Genomic DNA, 19,932 nt, shown 5'->3' on the forward strand with positions numbered 1-19,932 from the left:
GTCATATCCAAAGAATTCAAGGAGTTAGAAGATGGCAGCTAAAGACGTCGTATTCGGTGATTCCGCCCGTGCCAAGATGGTCGAAGGCGTGAACATTCTCGCGAACGCTGTGAAGGTCACGCTGGGTCCGAAGGGCCGCAACGTTGTCCTGGAACGCAGCTTCGGCGGCCCGACGGTCACCAAGGACGGTGTGTCGGTCGCAAAAGAGATCGAACTGAAAGACAAGCTCCAGAACATGGGCGCGCAAATGGTCAAGGAAGTCGCTTCCAAGACCAGCGACAACGCAGGTGACGGCACCACGACCGCAACGGTTCTGGCTCAGTCGATCGTCCGCGAAGGCATGAAGTATGTCGCATCGGGCATGAACCCGATGGACCTGAAGCGCGGTATCGACAAGGCTGTGTTCGCAGCGATCGAAGAACTGCGCAAGATCAGCAAGCCGTGCACGACCAACAAGGAAATCGCGCAAGTCGGCTCGATTTCGGCCAACAGCGATTCGTCGATCGGCGACCGTATCGCTGAAGCGATGGACAAGGTCGGCAAGGAAGGCGTCATCACCGTTGAAGACGGCAAGTCGCTGCAAGACGAGCTGGACGTTGTCGAAGGTATGCAATTCGACCGCGGCTACCTGTCGCCGTACTTCATCAACAACCCGGACAAGCAAGTTGCTGTGCTCGAAAACCCGTTCGTGCTGCTGCACGACAAGAAGGTGTCGAACATCCGTGATCTGCTGCCGGTACTCGAGCAAGTCGCGAAGGCTGGCCGTCCGCTGCTGATCATCGCTGAAGACGTCGAAGGCGAAGCACTGGCAACGCTGGTGGTGAACAACATCCGCGGCATCCTGAAGACCGTTGCTGTGAAGGCTCCGGGCTTCGGCGATCGTCGTAAGGCGATGCTGGAAGACATCGCGATCCTGACCGGCGGTCAGGTCATCGCTGAAGAAACCGGCCTGACGCTCGAGAAGGCAACGCTGGCTGAACTGGGCCAGGCAAAGCGTATCGAAGTGGGCAAGGAAAACACGACGATCATCGACGGCGCTGGCGAAGCTGCCAACATCGAAGCACGTGTGAAGCAAGTTCGCACGCAAATCGAAGAAGCAACGTCGGACTACGACCGTGAAAAGCTGCAAGAGCGCGTTGCCAAGCTGGCAGGCGGCGTTGCAGTGATCAAGGTCGGCGCTGCGACCGAAGTCGAAATGAAGGAAAAGAAGGCACGTGTCGAAGACGCACTGCACGCAACGCGCGCAGCTGTGGAAGAAGGCATCGTGGCTGGCGGCGGCGTCGCGCTGATCCGTGCACGTACGGCAATCGCCGGCCTGAAGGGCGCTAACGCCGATCAGGACGCAGGTATCAAGATCGTGCTGCGCGCGATGGAAGAGCCGCTGCGCCAGATCGTCACGAACGGTGGCGAAGAAGCCAGCGTCGTGGTGGCAGCGGTTGCTGCTGGCCAAGGCAACTACGGCTACAACGCAGCAACCGGCGAGTACGTCGACCTGGTTGACGCAGGTGTCGTGGATCCGACGAAGGTGACGCGCACGGCGCTGCAAAACGCAGCATCGGTTGCTGGTCTCCTGCTGACGACCGACGCGGCTGTTTGCGAACTGCCGAAGGAAGATGCACCGATGCCTGGCGGTATGCCCGGCGGCATGGGCGGCATGGGCATGGACATGTAATTCCGCTTGGGCCTCCTTGCGAGGCCCGGTTGGAAGTGCATGGGGAAGTACGTCGCAAGGCGTGCTTCTCAAAAGAAAAAACCCGCAGAAATGCGGGTTTTTTCTTTTGAGACGAGTGAAAGCGGGTGGCGCTTGCGTCGTTACGCGCCGGCTTCCTGGCCCGCAGTCGCCAGCGAGTTCTCACGCAAGTGGGCGAATATGCGTGCGACGCTTTCTCCTGGCGTCAGAGCGGCCGTATCGATGCGAAGCTCGGGGTCGTCCGGGGCTTCATAAGGGGCCGATACGCCGGTAAACGAACTGATTTCGCCGGACAAGGCTTTCGCATAGAGACCTTTCGGATCGCGTCGTGCGCAAGTGTCGAGCGGCGCGGAGAGATAGGTCTCGATAAATTTGTCTCGCCCGATAATATCGCGCGCCATCGCCCGGTCTTCACGCATCGGCGAGATGAGCGCGGTGATGACAATGAGGCCCGCATCGTTCATCAGTTGGGCTACATGCGCCACGCGGCGGATATTTTCGTGTCGATCTTTCCTGTCGAAGCCGAGATCGCGAGCCAGGCCGTGGCGGACGTTGTCGCCGTCGAGCACGTAGCAGGCATGGCCCAAGCCGACGAGTTGCCGTTCCAGTTCGAAGGCGATCGTGGACTTGCCCGCTCCGGATAGACCGGTGAGCCAGACCGTGACCGGTCTTTGACGAAAGATGCGCATCCGGTCCTGAGTGCCGATCGCGCCGTGGCAACGCTGCACGAAAGTGTGGGGCTGTTCCATGGTGAGTTCCTCGGCGCTCAGGCGCAGTGCCAGCCTTGTTGCCAGATTCCCGCGTTGTTCAGGCTCTCGGGCGAATTTGCGATTGCAACGTGAAAGCCGCCCTGGAGATGGGCCGGCAGCGGAATGGAGAATCCGCTGTGGGCGCTCGGGTAGCCTGCGCCAGCCACGTCGGGGCGCGACTCGCCGCTCCAGCCTCTCGCGACGACCTCGTCGCCCACCCGGACCTCGAGCGGCACTTTTTCTTCCGGCCGGCTGAGATTGACGGCCCAGCCCGTCACGGCGCCGTTGTAAACCGTGTCGACGAAACCTTCGAACATGTCTGCGAGAACGGGCTGGCGGCTTTGCGCGAACTCCAGGTAGGCATTGATCGGCGCGAGGTCGAATCGGCGGATGACGCTCTCGACTTTGGCGAGGAACGCTTCGTCGAAGCCGAAAACCATCGAACTGTAGATGTGCGGGTTTTCAAGCCGATTGATTTCCTTCTGAATAACCTGGACCAGCTCCAGCGCATTCGAAAAGACGTCGCCCCCTTCATCCACCTGGCTTTGGATCAGCCGTTTGGCGTCGTGAAAAAGTTCGTAATCGAGGCGATTGTCTTCCAGAAACTTTTGTCTGGCTGCATCGCTTAAAGGGCTGTTGCCTTTCGGCGTGCCGATCGTTCTATTGGTTTCGAAATAGAACGGTAATTTCAATCCGTTCATACCGGCGAGCCGGAGCAGAAATTCGCTCATGTTCTCGCAGAGGCCGACCGTGCCGATGTGCTGGCGAAGATGGCTTTGCGCGGCCGCAAGGCTGCTTTCGTTGAGCACGGAATGACCGCTCAGCATCTGGACAAACAGATTCTTCCCGGCAAGCGATTCACCGACCCATTCGTCGAGGGACATCGCGCCTTGCTGGACGAGGGCCTCGGGCATCGACACGCTCACCCCTCGCTTCACTTCGCCGTTCTTGCCACTCGCGGCATACCAGTAGTGCGATATCTGGCGCGCGAGCGGGTCGCGCAGAATGGTGCAGTAGCGCACCGGATGCTTGATTGTCCGGTGCATGCCATACGGGTGATGGCCGCCGCCGATCCCGCTTTCCAGCAGTTTGGCGCGGCAGCTTCCCCAACCTTCCCGATCCCACACGAAATTCGCGAACCGGTCTTTACCCACATTCAGATCGAAAAATGAAATGACGGTGGAACCGCCGCTTTTGGGAGGATGGATGAAAAAAATCGGAAAGGGCATATGGAGACATATGTCAAGTTCGTGAATCGTCAAGTCTAGCGTGGCGCCTACGACCACGTTGTAACGTTTAATTACGCGATACAGCGCACCGTAATGCCGTGCAAGCAGAATTTATGCTAAATCGATAAGGCGGGGCCGGAAATAAAAAAACCCGCATAAATGCGGGTTTGATACATGCGGTTTCCACCGCGCGTGAGCAGTCAGTGCCGCGCTTCATCCGGCGCGGCGTCTTTGCCGGCGGTCGGTGGCGCTTCGTCGTCGCTGCTGCGCGCCCAGAAGAAACGGTCCGGCATATACGCGCCCATGCCAGGCCGAAACGCGTTGCGCACCGCCTGATACAGATACTCCTGCGCCTCGCGCACCGCTTCCGCAGGTTCCTGGCCATTGGCCAGCAGTGCCGCGATCGCCGACCCGAGCGTGTCCGTGAGGCCCATGATCCGATGGCTGCCACGGTCCCACATGTCCTGGCGCAACTGGCCGTCTTCGCTGAAGAGCGTATTGACGAGCCGGTGCGTGCCGGTTTCCGTCGACAGAATGTATTCGCAGCCTTGCGACAGCAGATGCGAGATCGCGGCGTCCAGACTCGGCGCTTCGGCGTCGCCGTCCGGCTGGGCGAGCGCGAGGAGCGTGGCCGAATCGGCGACCAGCAGGGTGGTTTGCGGCGCGAGCAGATCGGCGATCGCTTCGCGCAGTTCGTCGGCGGCGAGCACGTGCTCGTCGTCGAGTGTGAAGTCGGGGGCGAGAATCAGCGGAATGTCGTCGTAATCGGCGACGACTTCGGCAATCGCGCTCACCACTTCCGCGCGCGTGCAGGCGCCGACCTTGAACGCGGCGATCGGCATGTCTTCGAGCAGCATCCGCGCCTGGGTCGCGACGACTTCGGGGTCGAGCCCGGTGACTTCGTCGCAGCTCGCCGAATCGCGCACGGTGTAGCCCGTGAGCACGGAAACGCCGTGGCAGCCCATGCTGGCAAGGGTCATCAGGTCGGCTTGCAGGCCGGAGCCGCCGGTGGGGTCGGAAAGGCCGAAGGTGAGGACGATCGGAGGCGTGTCGCTGGGCATGAAGATTGACAAAAAGGTGCAGGATTTTGGCGCGGGAGGTGCGCAATCGGCTCAATTATGCGGCCTAATCCGTTGCGGGGGCGTTTTTTTGCACGCGCGAGCCGGATGCCGTCAGCGGGCGGCTGCTCGTCGGGCGGTACGCCGCGCGTACCGTCGCAACTGGCACGCGCAACGCCAGAGGGGTGCCGCCACACGCGGCGACTCCGCGTTTCTGATTGCTAGGCATTGGGGCGGCAACACGGTACCATCATGGCTCCCGTTTCCACGGACTCTACGACGCGACACAAGAATGGAATATCAAAGCTGGATGTGCCTGATTTGCGGCTGGATTTACGACGAAGAAGCCGGTTTGCCGGACGAAGGCATTGCGCCGGGCACGCGCTGGGAGGACGTTCCCATCAATTGGACCTGCCCGGAATGCGGCGCGCGCAAAGAAGACTTCGAAATGGTCCAGATCTGAAATCGGTCGGGTAGCCGGCATTGGCCGGCCGGGGCCCGCGGCGTGTATTGCACGCAAGCGGCAGCCGCCATTTGCCCGCTGCTGCACCGTCGGTGCCCTTAATCCTGCCCCACCGCGTCGGCGCGGAACATCGTCGACTGTGCCGTGTCGCAACGGTAGTCTGTCATTGTCCTGTCGCCGGTTCGCGCGTTAGCCGATCAGTCTGCGCGCAGCGTGAAGCGACGGCCCGTCAGCTTCGTGTCGCCTGCCCATGACTCTTCGATCCGCTGCACCCGTTTCCTTCGACGCTTTGCCCAATCCCCGCGGCGGTGCTGTCCGGCCCGCGGAGCTGGCGCTGGCCGAAGCGTCGTTGGCATTCGAACAGAATCACGAGAGCGCGTCGGCGCTGCTGCGTGCGTCGCAGGCGCTGCGTGGCGCCGGCTGGCTCAGCGCACAGCGTTTCGCGGATGCGCTGGTGCGGCTTTCGCCGCTCACAACGGGCGATCCGTCCGACGCCTACAGCACGCGGCCCGTGTTCGGTGCGGCATTGCGCGACTTTCGCGCCGCGCTCGAGCGCCACAATCTGCGCGAGCTGTGCTGCTCGCCCAAGCTGTTCGATCATTACCGCGCGCTTTGTGCGCATCTGTCCGAGCACACGCCCGGTTCCACCGTCGCTTTCGAAGATCTCGCGCTGAGCGCGCGTCCGGTGCCGCCGGCGTCGCTGCACGCGCAGTCCGCCGATCAGTTGGCCCATCTGCGCGCGCGCTACGAGCGCGCGCTGCTGCCGGTGCTCCGCTCGCAGGCCGACACGGGCAGCGCGGCGGTGCTGGCCGTCACCAACGCGGCCCTCGACGAACTGGACGCGGTTTTCACCGAGCTCGCCGGCCCGGACCCCTACGACTTCTGGCGTCTCGCCAAAGCCTGCGCGAAGGCCCTGCGGGTCGGCGGCCACGCGACCGGCGAAACCGAGGCGCGGCGCTTCTACGCGCGCTGCAATCTGGCACTGGCCGACCACGCGCGCGGCGTCGAACGTGCACCGCACTCGCTGGTGCGCGCGACCCTGGCGCTCCTGTGGCGCGACTACGCGTTGTTCGGCGCCGCGGCGGAAGATGCCGATCAGGTCGAGGTCTTGCACGACTACGGCCTGACCGTCGACTGGCACGTGGCGGGCACCCAGTCGTCCGAAATGCTCTGGGAAGCGGGCGCGCTCGAGGCGCAGTCGATCAGCGCGGCGCGCGTCTCGCTGACCCGCGATCTGGGCGTGCTGACGGTCAACGCAAACGCCTACGAAGATTTCCTGCAGACGGCCGACGCGTCGATCGCCGCATTGACCGAGCACGCCCGCGCGGCCGATCAGCCGGAGAAGGCCGATCCCAGCGAAGCGCTGCAGGCCGGCGATGCCGCCTACCGGCTCGGTTCCGCCGCGTGCGCGCTGGGTCTCGGCCACGTGGCGCTGCTGGCCGATGCGCTCGGGCTCGCGTGGCGCCGGCGTGCGCACGCGGGGGTGTCGACGCCGGCGGTTCGTGCGCATGTGATCGTCGGCGCGCCAGCGGCCGGCACGCTCGAACAGGCGGCCGAAGCGCTGCGCGCGACGCTGCACAAGGTCGCCGCGGGCGTCGTGCCACCGGGCGGCGGCCTCACGCAGACGACGCTCGCCACGCTGACGCGTGCGATCGAGCAGGGCGGTGGGTGAGTTGCTGTTGGGGCCGGTTCCTTGTCCGAACCTCACGTTCCCGCGACCCTGCCACCCCCGCCAGGTCAAAACCCCGCCCCGTACCGCCCACATGCCTCACCCACACCGTGGCTCAGGCCCGCGTGCGTGATAGAGTGCAACTTGATTCGTCGTCGATGGCTCGCGGCATGTTTCATGACACGCATCGCGGTTCCACGCTCAAAGCCCGCCATCCTGCATCGTCTTTGCTAAAATCCGAACTATGTCCAAGAGTACCGATCGCATCAATCTGACCAACCAGTTCCTGATCGCCATGCCGAACATGGCCGATCCGACGTTTTCAGGAACGGTGGTCTACCTTTGCGATCACAGTGAGCGCGGCGCGCTCGGCCTCGTGATCAACCGGCCGACCGACATCGACCTCGAAGCGCTCTTCAATCGCATCGACCTCAAGCTCGAAATCGAACCCCTTCTCCATGTGCCCGTGTATTTCGGCGGCCCGGTGCAAACCGAGCGCGGCTTCGTGCTGCACGATCCGAAAGACGGCAACGCGTACACCTCGTCGATGTCGGTGCCGGGCGGTCTGGAAATGACCACCTCGAAAGACGTGCTCGAAGCCGTTGCAAGCGGCACCGGTCCGGAACGTTTCCTGCTCACGCTCGGCCACGCCGGCTGGGGCGCGGGTCAGCTCGAAGAAGAGATCTCGAAGAACGGCTGGCTGACGGTCGAAGCCGACCCGAAAATCATCTTCGACGTGCCCGCCGAAGAGCGTCTCGAAGCCGCGCTCGCGCTGCTCGGCATTTCGCTGTCGATGCTCTCGGGCGAGGCGGGCCACGCATGAACCTGCCGGCCGGACGTGAGGCGACGCTGCTTGCGTTCGACTACGGTGAAAAACGCATCGGCGTGGCGGTCGGCAATTCGCTGACGCGCAGTGCGCGTCCCCTCGTCATCGTGCAGAACCGCAGCCGCGAATACCGCTTCGAAGAAGTCGGCAAGCTGATCGCCGAGTGGCGGCCTGACGCGCTGGTAGTCGGCTTGCCGATGCACCCGGACGGCACGCCCCACGAAATGACTCAACTCGCGAAGCGCTTCGGCAATCAGCTGAACGGCCGCTTCAATCTGCCGGTGACGTGGATCGACGAGCGCTATTCGTCGGTCGAGGCGAAAGCGGAAATCCGCGCCGGCAAAGGCCGCGCCGATATGCTCGACGCCGAAGCCGCCAGCATCATCCTCCAGCAATATCTAGACGGACTTTCCGACGATCATGAGCTCCATTGACGCCGAAGCGCTTTATCGCGCGTTGCTCGACCAGATTCGCGCGGTGTACGGCGATCAGCCCGGCTTCGTGCTGGCCGGCATTTACAGCGGCGGCGCGTGGCTTGCCGAGCGGCTCGCGCGCGACCTGAACCTGCCGAGCTTCGGCGTGGTGAACGTCGCGCTGCACCGCGACGACTACGCGAAAAAAGGCCTGCATTCGCAGGCGAGCCCGACCTCGCTGCCGTTTTCGGTCGACGGCGCGCGCATCGTGCTGGTCGACGACGTGCTGTACACCGGCCGCACGATTCGCGCAGCGCTCAATGAACTGTACGACTATGGCCGTCCGGCGTCGGTCGAACTGGCGGTGCTCGCCGATCGCGGCGGGCGCGAGTTGCCGGTGGCGGCGCGCTTCGTCGGCGGCGTGGTGAACGTGCCCGCCGACGCCACGCTCGTGCTGGCCCGCGAAGAGAACGGCGAAGCGGGCGCACCGCGTTTCACTTTTCACACTGAAGCACGCGTCGATTGAACCGGTCGCGACACGGTGCACGGCGCCGCAACCGGCCGCGCGTCGCGTCACGCATCGGGCAAACCACGCCAAAAAGAATCCGAAGCCGGCCGCCGCCGCATGGCGCGCGAAGGCCGGCGCGAAATCGTCACACGCAGTCAGCATCGACATCGATCACGTTGAAGCCCGTATTTGAAGCAGGTACACCATGAACACCGCCACCCAGGCCCCGCAGGATTCCGCCGACAGCGCCAGCGAGCGCTTCCGCTATGGCTTCCTGAAGGGCAACCCGCAGCTCACGAAAAACGGCGAGCTCAAACATCTGTTGTCGATCGAGGGTTTGCCGAAGGCGATCGTCAACCAGATTCTCGACACCGCCGACCAGTTCGTCAGCGTGACCGACCGTGAAGTGAAGAAGGTGCCGCTGTTGCGCGGCAAGTCGGTGTTCAACCTGTTTTTCGAGAACTCGACGCGCACCCGCACCACCTTCGAAATTGCCGCGACGCGTCTGTCGGCGGACGTGCTGAATCTGAACATCAACGCGTCGTCGACCAGCAAGGGCGAGTCGTTGCTCGATACGATCAACAACCTGTCGGCGATGCATGCCGACATGTTCGTCGTACGCCATGCATCGAGCGGCGCGCCTTACCTGATCGCCCAGCACTGCGCGCCGCACGTGCACGTGATCAATGCCGGCGACGGCCGTCACGCACACCCGACCCAGGGTCTGCTCGACATGTACACGATCCGCCACTACAAGAAGGACTTCACGAAGCTGCGCGTGGCGATCGTCGGCGACATTCTGCATTCTCGGGTCGCGCGTTCGGACATCCATGCGCTGACTACGCTTGGCGTGCCGGAAGTGCGCGCGATCGGTCCGCGCACGCTGCTGCCGGGCGGCCTTGAACAGATGGGCGTGCGGGTCTTCCACAATCTCGACGAAGGCCTGAAGGACGTCGACGTGATCATCATGCTGCGCTTGCAGAACGAGCGTATGAGCGGCGCCTTGCTGCCGTCGGCGCAGGAGTACTTCAAGAGCTGGGGCCTGACGCCGGAGCGTCTCGCGCTCGCCGCGCCCGACGCGATCGTGATGCACCCCGGTCCGATGAACCGCGGCGTCGAAATCGATTCGCAGGTGGCCGACGGTCCGCAATCGGTGATTCTGAATCAGGTGACATTCGGTATCGCGGTGCGCATGGCGGTGATGGGCATCGTCGCGGGCAATCACGATTGAGTTCGCCAGATTCGGGCGCCGCGCTGCAACAGGCGTGGCGGCATCGAGTCACACCGTTATCCCGGCACCCACACACTGTACGACCCACGCGGTAAGTCACGCGTGACCTGGCTGAACATCAAGCTGAACCACCAAGCTGAACCACCAAGCTGAACATAAGGCAGCGCATGAAGATTCATATTCAAGGCGGCACGCTGATCGACCCGGCAGCGGGCACCGAACAGCAGCAGGACATTTTTATCGCGGCGGGCAAGATCGTCGCCATCGGCCAGGCGCCGGCCGACTTCCACGCGGCGAAGACGATCGACGCGAAGGGCCTGCACATCGCGCCGGGTCTCGTCGACTTGTCCGCGCGTTTGCGCGAGCCTGGCTACGAACACAAGGCGACGCTCGAATCCGAAATGGCCGCGGCGCTCGCGGGCGGCGTGACGAGCCTCGTCTGTCCGCCGGACACCGACCCGACGCTCGATGAACCGGGCCTCGTCGAGATGCTCAAGTTTCGCGCGCGCAACCTGAACCAGGCGCACGTGTATCCGCTCGGCGCGTTGACAGTCGGCTTGAAGGGGCAGGTCATCACCGAGATGGTCGAACTGACGGAGGCGGGCTGCATCGGCTTCTCGCAGGCCGACGTGCCGGTGGTCGACACCCAGGTGCTGATGCGTGCGCTGCAATACGCGAAGACTTACGGCTATACCGTGTGGCTGCGTCCGGTCGACGCCTACCTCGGCAAGGGCGGCGTCGCCGCGAGCGGCGCGCTGGCGTCGCGGCTCGGGCTCTCGGGCGTGCCGGTATCGGCGGAAACGATCGCGCTGCACACTATCTTCGAACTGGTGCGCGTGACGGGCGCGCGCGTGCATCTGTCGCATGTGTCGTCGGCGGCGGGCATTGCGCTCATGCGCGCGGCGAAGGCCGAGGGCTTGCCGGTATCGTGCGACGTCACCGTGAATCACGTGCACCTGATTGATCTCGACATCGGTTACTTCGACGCGCAGTTCCGTCTCGACCCGCCGCTGCGTCAGCAGCGCGATCGCGAAGCGATCCGCGCGGGTCTCGTCGACGGCACGATCGACGCGATCTGCTCCGACCACACGCCAGTCGACGACGACGAAAAGCTGCTGCCGTTCGCCGAAGCCACGCCGGGCGCAACCGGGCTGGAACTGTTCCTGTCGTTAACGGTGAAATGGGCCGACGAAGCGGGCGTGCCGCTCGCCAAGGCGCTGAACCGCATCACGGCGGCGCCGGCCGACGTGCTCGATCTGAGCGCGGCCGGCCGCATCGCGGTGGGCGCGGTGGCCGACCTCTGCGTGTTCGACCGTCACGCGCATTGGCGCGTCGAGCCGCGCGCATTGAAGAGCCAGGGGCACAACTCGCCGTTCCTCGGCTACGAACTGCCGGCGCGCGTGCGGGCGACCATCGTATCCGGTCACGTCGCGTTCGAGCAGCGTTGATCGCCACGGCATCGCGTCGCTCATAACACGCACGGTCCATTGTCCAGTCACGGAACGCCCCGACCATGAAGCTCGCGTTACGCAAAGCCCGTCTGATCGCGCATCTGCTGCACGGCATGTGGACCGTGGCGACGCGTTTTCCCGGCGCCGGCGCTGAACGGCGCCACGCGCTCAATCGCGCGTGGTCGCTGAAAATGCTGCGCCTGTGCGGCATGCGGCTCGTCGTGCATAACGACAATGCACGGCTCGACCGCGGCGCGCTGGTGGTCGCCAATCACATCTCGTGGATCGACATCTACGTGATCAATGCGTGGCGGCCCACGCCGTTCGTGTCGAAGGCGGAGATCCGGCAATGGCCGGTGGTCGGCTGGCTCGCGCAGCAACTGGATACGGTGTTCATCCAGCGCGAGAAGCGCAGCGACGCGAAGCGCATCATGCACGAGTTGTCGGACCGTCTGAGCGCCGGCGAGCTGATGTGCGTGTTTCCGGAAGGCACCACGTCCAACGGGCTCGCGCTGCTGCCGTTTCACGCGAATATGTTCCAGGCGGCGGTGTCGGCGGCGGCGCCCGTGCAGCCGCTGTGCATCATGTATGAAGACGCGCAGGGCCGGCAGTCCACGGCGCCCGCGTATATCGACGACCTGTCGCTTGCCGATTCGCTGAACCTGCTGTTGCGCGGCGGGCCGCTGACCGCGCACGTGTATGTGGGCGAGCCGCTCGCGGCGGGCGCGGACCGGCGGGCGCTGGCTGCGCAAGCGGAAGCGATCATCGGCGAAGCATTGCGGGAGATGCAGCGAGGCACCGCAAATGCGGGGGCGGTAGTGGCGGAAGAGACCACGTTGTCCGCTGCGACGGGCGCGATGATCGAGCCCGCCGACCGGTCGGGCCATTCGGCTTGATGTCTGGCCGGGTGCCGGCTTGAGCGCCGGGTTTGACGCCGGGCCGCGCGACTTGCGCCGGCGTCTGCTTCAGCGTTCTCTCTGGCGCTCCGGCGCGTTTTCCACGCACCGGCTCGCACAGGTCTAGTTGCCGCCACCCGGCACGCGGCAGGACTCGCAGTCGACCTGCGTCAGCGTGCGTTGTGCGGGATCTTGCGCAAGCCTCACCGCGGACAGTTTCGCGCCCCACACGCAACCCGAATCGAGTCCGATCAGGTTCTCACGCATCAGCAAACCGAGCGCGGCCCAATGACCGAACACCACGGTCACGTCCGCTGTCTTGCGCGACGGCACGTCGAACCATGGCACGCAGCCCGACGGCGCGGAGTTCAAGGTGCCGCTGCTGCTGAAATCCATCGCGCCGTCGGCATCGCAGAAGCGGATGCGCGTCAACGCGCTGCACGTCACGCGCAAGCGGTCGATGCCCTTGAGGCCAGGCTTCCAGCGATTGGGCTCATTGCCGTACAAACCGGCGAGCGTTTCTTTCCAGTTCGGTGCGCGCAACGCGCGCTGCAACTCGTCGGCGAGTTCGAGCGTCAGGTTCACGTCCCATTGCGGCAGGACGCCCGCATGCACCATCAGCATGCCATTCTCGAAGTAAGCGAGCGGGCGGTGGCGCACCCATTCGAGCAGGTCGGCGGCGTCGGGCGCGGCGAGGATCTCGTCGATCGTGTCGCCTTTCTTCGACTTGCGAATCCCCGCCGACACCGACAGCAGATGCAGATCGTGATTGCCCAGCACCGGCACGGCGCGCTCGCCGAGCGCGATCACGTCGCGTAGCGTGGCGAGCGATTCGGAGCCCCGGTTGATCAGATCGCCCGCGAACCACAGCGGCGTGCCGGCCGGCGGCGCGGCCTTGGCGAGCAGTTGCTGGAACGGCTTGCGGCAGCCCTGCAGATCGCCGAAAGCCAAAGGGACCAAATGAGAGGAGGCAGTGGAAGTGGTTGAGGGTGTCATCAAGGAGTCGGTGCGGTTCGATACTCGCGGTGACGCACGAGGCGTGCCGCGTTGGGCAGTGCAACATGCTAGCGTGACATAATAGCCCGTTTGATGCTTCGGTTTCGCGCCGGGCCGCGTCGGCTGCCGCTAGCAGGCGGCCTCGCGTGCACTGCGCGCGATATTGCAACACAACAGGATGACCCCCGTGAACGGAGAATGCATGTCGTCTATCCATGCGAAGCCACCTATCCGCACGCTCGTCACCGGTGCGAGCGGTTTCACCGGCCGCTATCTGGTTGAAAAGCTGCTCGGCCGCGGCCACACCGTGATCGAAACGACGGCCAGCCGCGATGAACCTGAAACGCCGACGCGGCTCAGGCTCGACATCACGTCGCCGGAGGCCTGCCGGCGCGTGATCGAGACCGCACGGCCCGACTACATTGTGCACCTCGCCGCGATCAGCTTCGTGGGCCATAGCGATCCGCTCGACTTCTACCGCGTCAACGTGCTCGGCACGCTGAATCTGCTGGAGGCGTGCGACGCCGTCGGCCACACGCCGCGCAAGGTGTTGATCGCGAGCAGCGCGAATGTCTACGGCAACGTGACGGGTGACGCGATCGACGAAAGCTTTCCGCTCACGCCGGTCAATCACTATGCGGCCAGCAAGGCGGCCATGGAAGCAATGGTGCGCACGTGGTTCGAGCGCTTGCCGATCCTGATCGTGCGGCCGTTCAACTACACCGGTCGGGGCCAGGCGTCGAACTTCCTCGTGCCGAAGATCGTCGAGCATTTCGCGCGCCGCGCGCCGTCGATCGAACTCGGCAACATCGACGTCGCGCGCGACTTCTCGGACGTGCGTTACGTGGCGAGCGCGTACGAAGCGCTGCTCGATTCCGATACCGCATCCGAAACCGTCAACGTCTGCACTGGAACGCCCTACACGTTGCGCAGCATTCTTTCGGCGGCCAGCGAGCTGACCGGGCATGAGATCGAAGTTCGCATCAATTCCGCATTCGTGCGCAAAACCGACGTGAAGGTGCTGGCCGGTTCGCCGGCCAAATTGCGCACGCTGGTGCCGGCGGTCGAGTCGATTCCGTTCATCGAAACGCTGCGATGGATGCTCGCTGCATAACGCGCGGCATCCGCGATTAGCGATCGCATCGCTATTTGCGTTGCTCATCGCTAGCCGACTGCAGTCTGCTATTGCGTCGTCGTGCACGCGCCTGCATGCCGTTTCGGGCATGGGCGCGTGCACGGTGGTCGCTTTCCGCTGATTGTGCTTCGCTCGTCGGGCGCAACACGACGCGCCATCTTTCCCGCCACGCAGGCATCGCTGCATGCGCCTCGACGCGGCCTGCAACACCGGCTCCCGCAGGCGTCCCACATCAAAAATCTCATAATTCAGGTCAATGGCAACTAAACTTGTCAAGCTGTTTCAAGTTGTTAGGGTTGCTAGTTTTTGCCGGGGGCGGCTTTATAATCGGGGCATCATAAAATTGGCGTCTGAGCGTCTGCGTGCGTAAGGACGGAGAAAACGGGCGCCTGCAGAGTCGGAACATCACCACATGGGGTGAGCAGGCCGGCGAACCCATTCCGACCTGCCACTAACATCTAGAAGGGAATTTCATGATCCTGGTAACGGGCGGCGCCGGTTTTATCGGCGCCAATTTCGTGCTCGACTGGCTCGATGCCTCCGACGAAGCGGTGCTCAACGTAGACAAGCTGACCTACGCTGGCAACCTTGGCACGCTCAAGTCGCAACAGGGCAATCCCAGGCACGTCTTCGTGCGCGCGGATATCTGCGATCGCGCGGCACTCGACGCGCTGTTCGCCGAGCACAAGCCGCGTGCCGTTTTGCACTTCGCCGCCGAGAGCCACGTGGATCGTTCGATTCACGGCCCGGCCGACTTCGTGCAGACCAACGTGGTCGGCACCTTCACGTTGCTCGAAGCCACCCGCAGCTACTGGAACACGCTCAGCGAATCCGATAAGGCGGCATTCCGCTTCCTGCACGTGTCGACCGACGAAGTGTTCGGCTCGCTGTCCGCTACCGATCCGCAATTCTCCGAAACCACGCCGTACGCGCCGAACAGTCCTTATTCGGCAACCAAGGCGGGCTCCGATCACCTCGTGCGCGCCTACCATCACACGTATGGCCTGCCGGTGCTGACGACGAACTGCTCGAACAACTACGGCCCGTACCAGTTCCCCGAAAAACTGATTCCGCTGATGATCGCCAACGCGCTCGGCGGCAAGCCGCTGCCGGTGTACGGCGACGGCCAGAACGTGCGCGACTGGCTGTACGTCGGCGACCATTGCAGCGCGATCCGGGAAGTGCTCGCGCGCGGCACGCCGGGCGAGACGTACAACGTCGGCGGCTGGAACGAGAAGAAGAACCTCGAAGTCGTGCACACGCTGTGCGACCTGCTCGATCAGCTGCGTCCGAAGGCGGGCGCTTCGTATCGCGATCAGATCACGTATGTGAAGGATCGTCCGGGCCACGACCGCCGCTATGCGATCGACGCTCGCAAGCTCGAACGCGAACTCGGCTGGAAGCCGGCGGAAACGTTCGAGACGGGGCTCGCGAAGACGGTCCAATGGTATCTGGACAACCAGGCCTGGTCCGACGAAGTCGCCTCGGGCGAATATCGCAAGTGGGTTGAGACCAACTACGCGCAGCGCGCGTAAAGGCACGGCAATGGCGCGCAAAGGCATTATTCTCGCGGGCGGATCGGGCACCCGCCTCTATCCGATCACGCACGTCGTCTCCAAGCAACTGCTGCCGGTCTACGACAAGCCGATGATCTACTACCCGCTGTCCACGCTGATGGTGGCGGGTATTCGCGACGTGCTGATCATCTCCACGCCGCAGGACACGCCGCGCTTCGAAGCGATGCTCGGCGACGGCAGCCAGTGGGGGATGAACATCCAGTACGCGGTGCAGCCTTCGCCGGACGGTCTCGCGCAGGCGTTCATCATTGGCCGCGACTTCGTGGGCCATGATCCGTCGGCGCTGATTCTCGGCGACAACATCTTCTACGGCCACGATCTCGCGAAGCAACTCGAACGCGCGAATAACCAGGACGATGGCGCCACCGTGTTCGCGTATCACGTGCACGATCCGGAGCGCTACGGCGTGGTCGAATTCGACAAGCAGTTTCGCGCGTTGTCGATCGAGGAGAAGCCGGCCAAACCGCGTTCTAACTACGCGGTCACGGGCTTGTACTTCTACGACAAGCAGGTTTGCGATATCGCGGCGGACATCAAGCCGTCGCCGCGCGGCGAGCTCGAAATCACCGACGTGAACTCGCGTTACCTCGCCAATGCCGCGCTCAATGTCGAGATCATGGGCCGCGGTTATGCGTGGCTCGACACGGGCACGCACGATTCGCTGATCGAGGCGGCCACGTTCATCGCGACGCTGCAAAAGCGCCAGGGCCTGGTGGTCGCGTGTCCGGAAGAGATCGCGTACCGGCGCAGCTGGATCGACGACGAGCAACTGCTGGCGCTCGCCAAACCGCTCGCCAAGAACGCCTACGGACAGTATCTGCAAAACATTCTTACGGACCAAGTGGCATGGCCATCCAAGTAACCGCTACCGCGCTGCCCGAAGTCAAGATCATCGAGCCGAAGGTGTTCGGCGATGCGCGAGGATTTTTCTTCGAGAGCTTCAATGCGATCGAGTTTGCCGAGAAGGTACAGGCAGGCGTCGAGTTCGTGCAGGACAACCACTCGCGCTCCGCGAAGGGCGTGCTGCGCGGCCTGCATTACCAGATCCAGAATGCGCAGGGCAAGCTGGTGCGCGTGGTCGAAGGTGAAGTATTCGACGTGGCCGTCGACATCCGCAAGAGCTCGCCGAATTTCGGCAAGTGGGTGGGCGTGCATCTGTCGGTGGAAAACCAGCGGCAATTGTGGGTGCCGCCCGGTTTTGCGCATGGCTTCGTGGTGCTGTCCGAATCCGCGCAGTTCCTCTACAAGACCACCGACTACTGGTTCCCCGAGTACGAGCGCAGCATCGTCTGGAACGATCCGGCGATCGGCATCGAATGGCCGTTCGATTTCGAACCGCTGCTGGCCGCGAAAGACGCGGCGGGCAAGCGTCTGGCCGATGCCGAAGTCTACGCATAAGGGGGTGGCCGGATGAGCGCACACAATGCCACGCGGACGATTCTCGTCACCGGTGTGAACGGCCAGGTAGGTTACGAGCTCGCGCGAACGCTGCAAGGGCTCGGCCCCGTGGTCGCGGTGGACCGGGCGAGGCTGGATCTGTCGAATCCCGATCAGATTCGCGCCGTAGTCCGCGACGTGCGGCCCGCGCTGATCGTCAATCCCGCCGCCTATACCGCGGTCGACAAGGCGGAGCAGGAGTTCGACCTCGCCATGCGCATCAACGGCGAAGCGCCGGGTGTGCTCGCCGAAGAAGCGAAGAAGCTGGGCGCGGCGCTGATCCACTATTCGACCGACTACGTGTTCAACGGCGAGAAGGACGGCGCTTACGTCGAAGATGACCCGACCGATCCGCAAAACGCCTACGGGCGCACCAAGCTCGCGGGCGAGCAGGCCATCGCGGCAACCGGGGTCAATCATCTGGTGCTGCGCACGAGCTGGGTGTACGGCACGCGCGGCAAGAATTTTCTGCTCACCATGCTGCGCCTGGGCGCCGAGCGGCCCGAGCTGAAGGTCGTCGCCGACCAGTTCGGCGCGCCGACCTGGTGCAACACGATCGCCACGCTGACCGCGCACCTGAGCGCCCAGGCCTTCGCCGCCGAAGACAGCGCGAAGTGGTGGAGCGAACGCTCGGGCGTCTATCACCTGTGCGCCGGCGACGCGACGTCGTGGCACGGCTTCGCATCGGCAATCTTCGAACTCGCCGACTTGCCGAACAAGCCGAACACGCTGCCGATCCCCGCAGCCGACTATCCTACGCCGGCCGCACGTCCCGCCAACTCAAGAATGTCGAACGAGAAGCTGGCGCGTGTGTTCGGGCTGGCCGCGCCGCATTGGCGCGACGCGCTGAAGCTGTGTCTGACGGACGGTTTTCCGAAGTCGCCCGCCGCGCGTCCCTGACGCGCGGTTTCGGCATGGGCTTTTGTGATGAGATGCGCCACGCGATGCGCCTGATCTGTTGCTCGCTGCCGCACCGCCACCCGCACGCTGTCTAACGATATCGAAAGGGGTCGGGGGTAGAATATCATTCGACGAAGGAGACTCGCGCCGGTCCGTCGACGGGTACGGCGCGCGAACAGTCACGGCGCGCATATGGCCGTACGACCCGCGTGGTTCGAGGGTCGTGCCGACTATCCAACACCGGTGCGGCCACGAGCCGCGTAATAAATACGGTACTGAGAGGACGCTGTGAGTTTGTTACCGATCATCCTGTGTGGCGGGGCGGGGTCGAGACTATGGCCCGTCTCGCGCGAACTGCACCCGAAGCCGTTCATCCGGCTCGCGGACGGCGAAAGCCTGCTGCAAAAAGCCTTCCTGCGCGCGGTGGCGCTGCCTGGCGTGAAGGAAGTGCTGACGGTAACCAATCGCGATCTGTTCTTCAAGACGGAAGACGATTTCCGCGAAGTGAACGCGAAAGGCTACGCCACGTCGTTCATCCTCGAACCGTTCGGCCGCAATACGGCTGCAGCGGTTGCCACGGCGGCATTGCATACGGCCAGCGTGCACGGCGATCAAACCGTCATGCTGGTGCTCGCCGCCGATCATCTGATCGCCGACCAGGCTGCCTTCGCGGCGGCCGTGGCGGAAGCGCAGACGCTCGCGCAAGCGGGCAAGGTCGTGACCTTCGGCGTGCATCCTGAGACGCCGGAAACCGGTTACGGCTACATCGAAGCGAGTGGCAACGAGGTCGTGCGCTTCGTCGAAAAGCCGTCGCTCGAGAAGGCTCGCGAATATCTGGCGTCGGGCAAGTTCGTGTGGAATTCGGGCATGTTCTGCTTCACTGCGGGCACGATCCTGAAGGAAATGCGGCAGCACTGTCCGGACATTCTCGACGCGGCGAGCGCCTGCATGGACAAGTCACCCTCCGCCGCCGGCAAGGACGGCGCGCAGGTGCGGCTGGAGCCGGGCAGCTTCGGCGCGGTGCCGGACCTCTCGTTCGACTACGCGGTGATGGAGAAGTGCGAACACGCGGCGGTGGTGCGTTGCGACATCGGCTGGACCGACGTCGGCTCGTGGACCGCGCTCTCCGACCTGTCGCCGGCGGACGGGTGCGGTAATCGCGTGGAAGGCGAAGCGTTGCTGATCGACGTGAAGAACTGCTATTTGCGCGGCGGCGAGCGGCTGATCGGCGCGGTGGGCGTCGACAATCTGATCGTGATCGACACGCCCGACGCGTTGCTGATCGCAGATAAAAACCGCGCGCAGGACGTGAAGCAGATTTTCGCCGAACTGAAGTTGCGCGGGCATGAAACCTACAAGGTGCATCGCACGGTGCATCGCCCCTGGGGCACGTACTCGGTGCTCGAAGAGGGCACGCGCTTCAAGATCAAACGCATCGAAGTCAAGCCGGGCGCGAGCCTCAGCTTGCAGATGCATCATCACCGCAACGAGCATTGGGTGGTGGTGAGCGGTATGGCCAAGGTCGTCAACGGAGACAAAGAGTTCTTCGTGTCGACCAACCAGTCGACCTATATTCCGGCGGGTCACAAACATCGCCTCGAAAATCCCGGCGTGGTCGAGCTCGTGATGATCGAAGTGCAGAGCGGCGAATACCTGGGCGAAGACGACATCGTTCGCTTTGAAGACATTTACGGACGTACTTGA

Annotated in this window: 19 protein-coding genes; 15 read left to right on the forward strand and 4 right to left on the reverse strand. The window is 63.7% G+C overall.

Translation table 11 applies throughout. From position 1 onward, the window contains the following. The first annotated feature begins 31 nt into the window (after positions 1-31). Positions 32-1,672: a chaperonin GroEL gene (gene groL, locus ACZ9H4_RS05690; RefSeq protein ID WP_408144363.1), complete on the forward strand. Its 1,641-nt coding sequence runs from the start codon at positions 32-34 to the stop codon at positions 1,670-1,672. 140 nt (positions 1,673-1,812) lie between these two features. Here groL and cysC read toward each other — a convergent pair whose 3' ends face one another. From cysC to ACZ9H4_RS05705, 3 genes are all read right to left on the reverse strand, one after another. Further along, positions 1,813-2,439 carry an adenylyl-sulfate kinase gene (gene cysC / locus ACZ9H4_RS05695; protein WP_408152945.1) on the reverse strand — a complete coding sequence of 209 codons (627 nt, stop codon included), beginning with the start codon at positions 2,437-2,439 and terminating at the stop codon, positions 1,813-1,815. A 17-nt stretch (positions 2,440-2,456) separates the two neighbouring features. Continuing rightward, positions 2,457-3,668 (reverse strand): sulfotransferase family protein, encoded by a 1,212-nt coding sequence (locus ACZ9H4_RS05700; protein WP_408324921.1) that lies wholly within the window; start codon positions 3,666-3,668, stop codon positions 2,457-2,459. 200 nt (positions 3,669-3,868) lie between these two features. Continuing rightward, positions 3,869-4,729 carry a hydroxymethylpyrimidine/phosphomethylpyrimidine kinase gene (locus ACZ9H4_RS05705; RefSeq protein WP_408144369.1) on the reverse strand — a complete coding sequence of 287 codons (861 nt, stop codon included), beginning with the start codon at positions 4,727-4,729 and terminating at the stop codon, positions 3,869-3,871. A 289-nt stretch (positions 4,730-5,018) separates the two neighbouring features. Here ACZ9H4_RS05705 and ACZ9H4_RS05710 point away from each other — a divergent pair, with 289 nt between their 5' ends. The 8 genes from ACZ9H4_RS05710 (at position 5,019) to ACZ9H4_RS05745 (ending at position 12,183) form a co-directional block, all read left to right on the forward strand. Continuing rightward, positions 5,019-5,189, forward strand: coding sequence for a rubredoxin (locus ACZ9H4_RS05710; protein ID WP_006047743.1), 171 nt, complete (start codon positions 5,019-5,021; stop codon positions 5,187-5,189). A gap of 250 nt (positions 5,190-5,439) precedes the next feature. Beyond that, the gene (locus tag ACZ9H4_RS05715; RefSeq protein ID WP_476118450.1) at positions 5,440-6,861 is read left to right on the forward strand and encodes a FimL-related protein; all 1,422 of its coding nucleotides are present in this window, start codon (positions 5,440-5,442) and stop codon (positions 6,859-6,861) included. 241 nt (positions 6,862-7,102) lie between these two features. Further along, the gene (locus ACZ9H4_RS05720; protein ID WP_408144372.1) at positions 7,103-7,681 is read left to right on the forward strand and encodes a YqgE/AlgH family protein; all 579 of its coding nucleotides are present in this window, start codon (positions 7,103-7,105) and stop codon (positions 7,679-7,681) included. Further along, positions 7,678-8,118, forward strand: a complete 441-nt coding sequence (ruvX, locus tag ACZ9H4_RS05725) for a Holliday junction resolvase RuvX (RefSeq protein WP_408144374.1) — start codon at positions 7,678-7,680, stop codon at positions 8,116-8,118. Before ACZ9H4_RS05720 ends, ruvX begins: the two co-directional genes overlap by 4 nt. Then, positions 8,105-8,623, forward strand: a complete 519-nt coding sequence (gene pyrR, locus ACZ9H4_RS05730; protein WP_408324918.1) for a bifunctional pyr operon transcriptional regulator/uracil phosphoribosyltransferase PyrR — start codon at positions 8,105-8,107, stop codon at positions 8,621-8,623. The genes ruvX and pyrR overlap by 14 nt, the downstream gene beginning before the upstream one ends. A gap of 187 nt (positions 8,624-8,810) precedes the next feature. Next, positions 8,811-9,836 carry an aspartate carbamoyltransferase catalytic subunit gene (locus ACZ9H4_RS05735; protein ID WP_121316675.1) on the forward strand — a complete coding sequence of 342 codons (1,026 nt, stop codon included), beginning with the start codon at positions 8,811-8,813 and terminating at the stop codon, positions 9,834-9,836. Between the two features lie 167 nt (positions 9,837-10,003). Next, positions 10,004-11,284: a dihydroorotase gene (locus ACZ9H4_RS05740; protein ID WP_476118451.1), complete on the forward strand. Its 1,281-nt coding sequence runs from the start codon at positions 10,004-10,006 to the stop codon at positions 11,282-11,284. A 65-nt stretch (positions 11,285-11,349) separates the two neighbouring features. Continuing rightward, complete coding sequence (locus ACZ9H4_RS05745; RefSeq protein ID WP_476118452.1) at positions 11,350-12,183, forward strand: lysophospholipid acyltransferase family protein; 834 nt, start codon at positions 11,350-11,352, stop codon at positions 12,181-12,183. A gap of 123 nt (positions 12,184-12,306) precedes the next feature. Here ACZ9H4_RS05745 and ACZ9H4_RS05750 read toward each other — a convergent pair whose 3' ends face one another. Then, positions 12,307-13,179, reverse strand: a complete 873-nt coding sequence (locus ACZ9H4_RS05750; RefSeq protein WP_408324916.1) for a symmetrical bis(5'-nucleosyl)-tetraphosphatase — start codon at positions 13,177-13,179, stop codon at positions 12,307-12,309. Positions 13,180-13,381: 202 nt separating this feature from the next. Between ACZ9H4_RS05750 and ACZ9H4_RS05755 the strand changes: the two genes are divergently transcribed. The 6 genes from ACZ9H4_RS05755 to ACZ9H4_RS05780 all read left to right on the forward strand — a co-directional run bounded on the left by ACZ9H4_RS05755 (position 13,382) and on the right by ACZ9H4_RS05780 (position 19,932). After that, positions 13,382-14,293 carry a GDP-mannose 4,6-dehydratase gene (locus tag ACZ9H4_RS05755; RefSeq protein ID WP_408324914.1) on the forward strand — a complete coding sequence of 304 codons (912 nt, stop codon included), beginning with the start codon at positions 13,382-13,384 and terminating at the stop codon, positions 14,291-14,293. A 494-nt stretch (positions 14,294-14,787) separates the two neighbouring features. After that, positions 14,788-15,849: a dTDP-glucose 4,6-dehydratase gene (gene rfbB / locus ACZ9H4_RS05760; RefSeq protein WP_408324913.1), complete on the forward strand. Its 1,062-nt coding sequence runs from the start codon at positions 14,788-14,790 to the stop codon at positions 15,847-15,849. A 10-nt stretch (positions 15,850-15,859) separates the two neighbouring features. Then, on the forward strand, positions 15,860-16,753 hold the full coding sequence (gene rfbA, locus ACZ9H4_RS05765; RefSeq protein WP_408324911.1) for a glucose-1-phosphate thymidylyltransferase RfbA: 894 nt from the start codon (positions 15,860-15,862) through the stop codon (positions 16,751-16,753). Then, complete coding sequence (gene rfbC, locus ACZ9H4_RS05770; RefSeq protein ID WP_408324909.1) at positions 16,738-17,289, forward strand: dTDP-4-dehydrorhamnose 3,5-epimerase; 552 nt, start codon at positions 16,738-16,740, stop codon at positions 17,287-17,289. The genes rfbA and rfbC overlap by 16 nt, the downstream gene beginning before the upstream one ends. Before the next feature lie 12 nt (positions 17,290-17,301). After that, a complete protein-coding gene (gene rfbD / locus ACZ9H4_RS05775) occupies positions 17,302-18,228 on the forward strand; it encodes a dTDP-4-dehydrorhamnose reductase (protein ID WP_476118453.1) in 927 nt (308 codons plus the stop codon). A 288-nt stretch (positions 18,229-18,516) separates the two neighbouring features. Then, a complete protein-coding gene (locus tag ACZ9H4_RS05780) occupies positions 18,517-19,932 on the forward strand; it encodes a mannose-1-phosphate guanylyltransferase/mannose-6-phosphate isomerase (RefSeq protein ID WP_476118454.1) in 1,416 nt (471 codons plus the stop codon).

The organism is Paraburkholderia sp. TE9906, from assembly GCF_056279605.1.

Bases quoted from the DNA above. Each gene is read 5' to 3' on its own strand.
- groL (WP_408144363.1), top strand. From the start codon at position 32: ATGGCAGCTAAAGACGTCGTATTCGGTGATTCCGCCCGTGCCAAGATG.
- cysC (WP_408152945.1), bottom strand. From the start codon at position 2,439: ATGGAACAGCCCCACACTTTCGTGCAGCGTTGCCACGGCGCGATCGGC.
- ACZ9H4_RS05700 (WP_408324921.1), bottom strand. From the start codon at position 3,668: ATGCCCTTTCCGATTTTTTTCATCCATCCTCCCAAAAGCGGCGGTTCC.
- ACZ9H4_RS05705 (WP_408144369.1), bottom strand. From the start codon at position 4,729: ATGCCCAGCGACACGCCTCCGATCGTCCTCACCTTCGGCCTTTCCGAC.
- ACZ9H4_RS05710 (WP_006047743.1), top strand. From the start codon at position 5,019: ATGGAATATCAAAGCTGGATGTGCCTGATTTGCGGCTGGATTTACGAC.
- ACZ9H4_RS05715 (WP_476118450.1), top strand. From the start codon at position 5,440: ATGACTCTTCGATCCGCTGCACCCGTTTCCTTCGACGCTTTGCCCAAT.
- ACZ9H4_RS05720 (WP_408144372.1), top strand. From the start codon at position 7,103: ATGTCCAAGAGTACCGATCGCATCAATCTGACCAACCAGTTCCTGATC.
- ruvX (WP_408144374.1), top strand. From the start codon at position 7,678: ATGAACCTGCCGGCCGGACGTGAGGCGACGCTGCTTGCGTTCGACTAC.
- pyrR (WP_408324918.1), top strand. From the start codon at position 8,105: ATGAGCTCCATTGACGCCGAAGCGCTTTATCGCGCGTTGCTCGACCAG.
- ACZ9H4_RS05735 (WP_121316675.1), top strand. From the start codon at position 8,811: ATGAACACCGCCACCCAGGCCCCGCAGGATTCCGCCGACAGCGCCAGC.
- ACZ9H4_RS05740 (WP_476118451.1), top strand. From the start codon at position 10,004: ATGAAGATTCATATTCAAGGCGGCACGCTGATCGACCCGGCAGCGGGC.
- ACZ9H4_RS05745 (WP_476118452.1), top strand. From the start codon at position 11,350: ATGAAGCTCGCGTTACGCAAAGCCCGTCTGATCGCGCATCTGCTGCAC.
- ACZ9H4_RS05750 (WP_408324916.1), bottom strand. From the start codon at position 13,179: ATGACACCCTCAACCACTTCCACTGCCTCCTCTCATTTGGTCCCTTTG.
- ACZ9H4_RS05755 (WP_408324914.1), top strand. From the start codon at position 13,382: ATGTCGTCTATCCATGCGAAGCCACCTATCCGCACGCTCGTCACCGGT.
- rfbB (WP_408324913.1), top strand. From the start codon at position 14,788: ATGATCCTGGTAACGGGCGGCGCCGGTTTTATCGGCGCCAATTTCGTG.
- rfbA (WP_408324911.1), top strand. From the start codon at position 15,860: ATGGCGCGCAAAGGCATTATTCTCGCGGGCGGATCGGGCACCCGCCTC.
- rfbC (WP_408324909.1), top strand. From the start codon at position 16,738: ATGGCCATCCAAGTAACCGCTACCGCGCTGCCCGAAGTCAAGATCATC.
- rfbD (WP_476118453.1), top strand. From the start codon at position 17,302: ATGAGCGCACACAATGCCACGCGGACGATTCTCGTCACCGGTGTGAAC.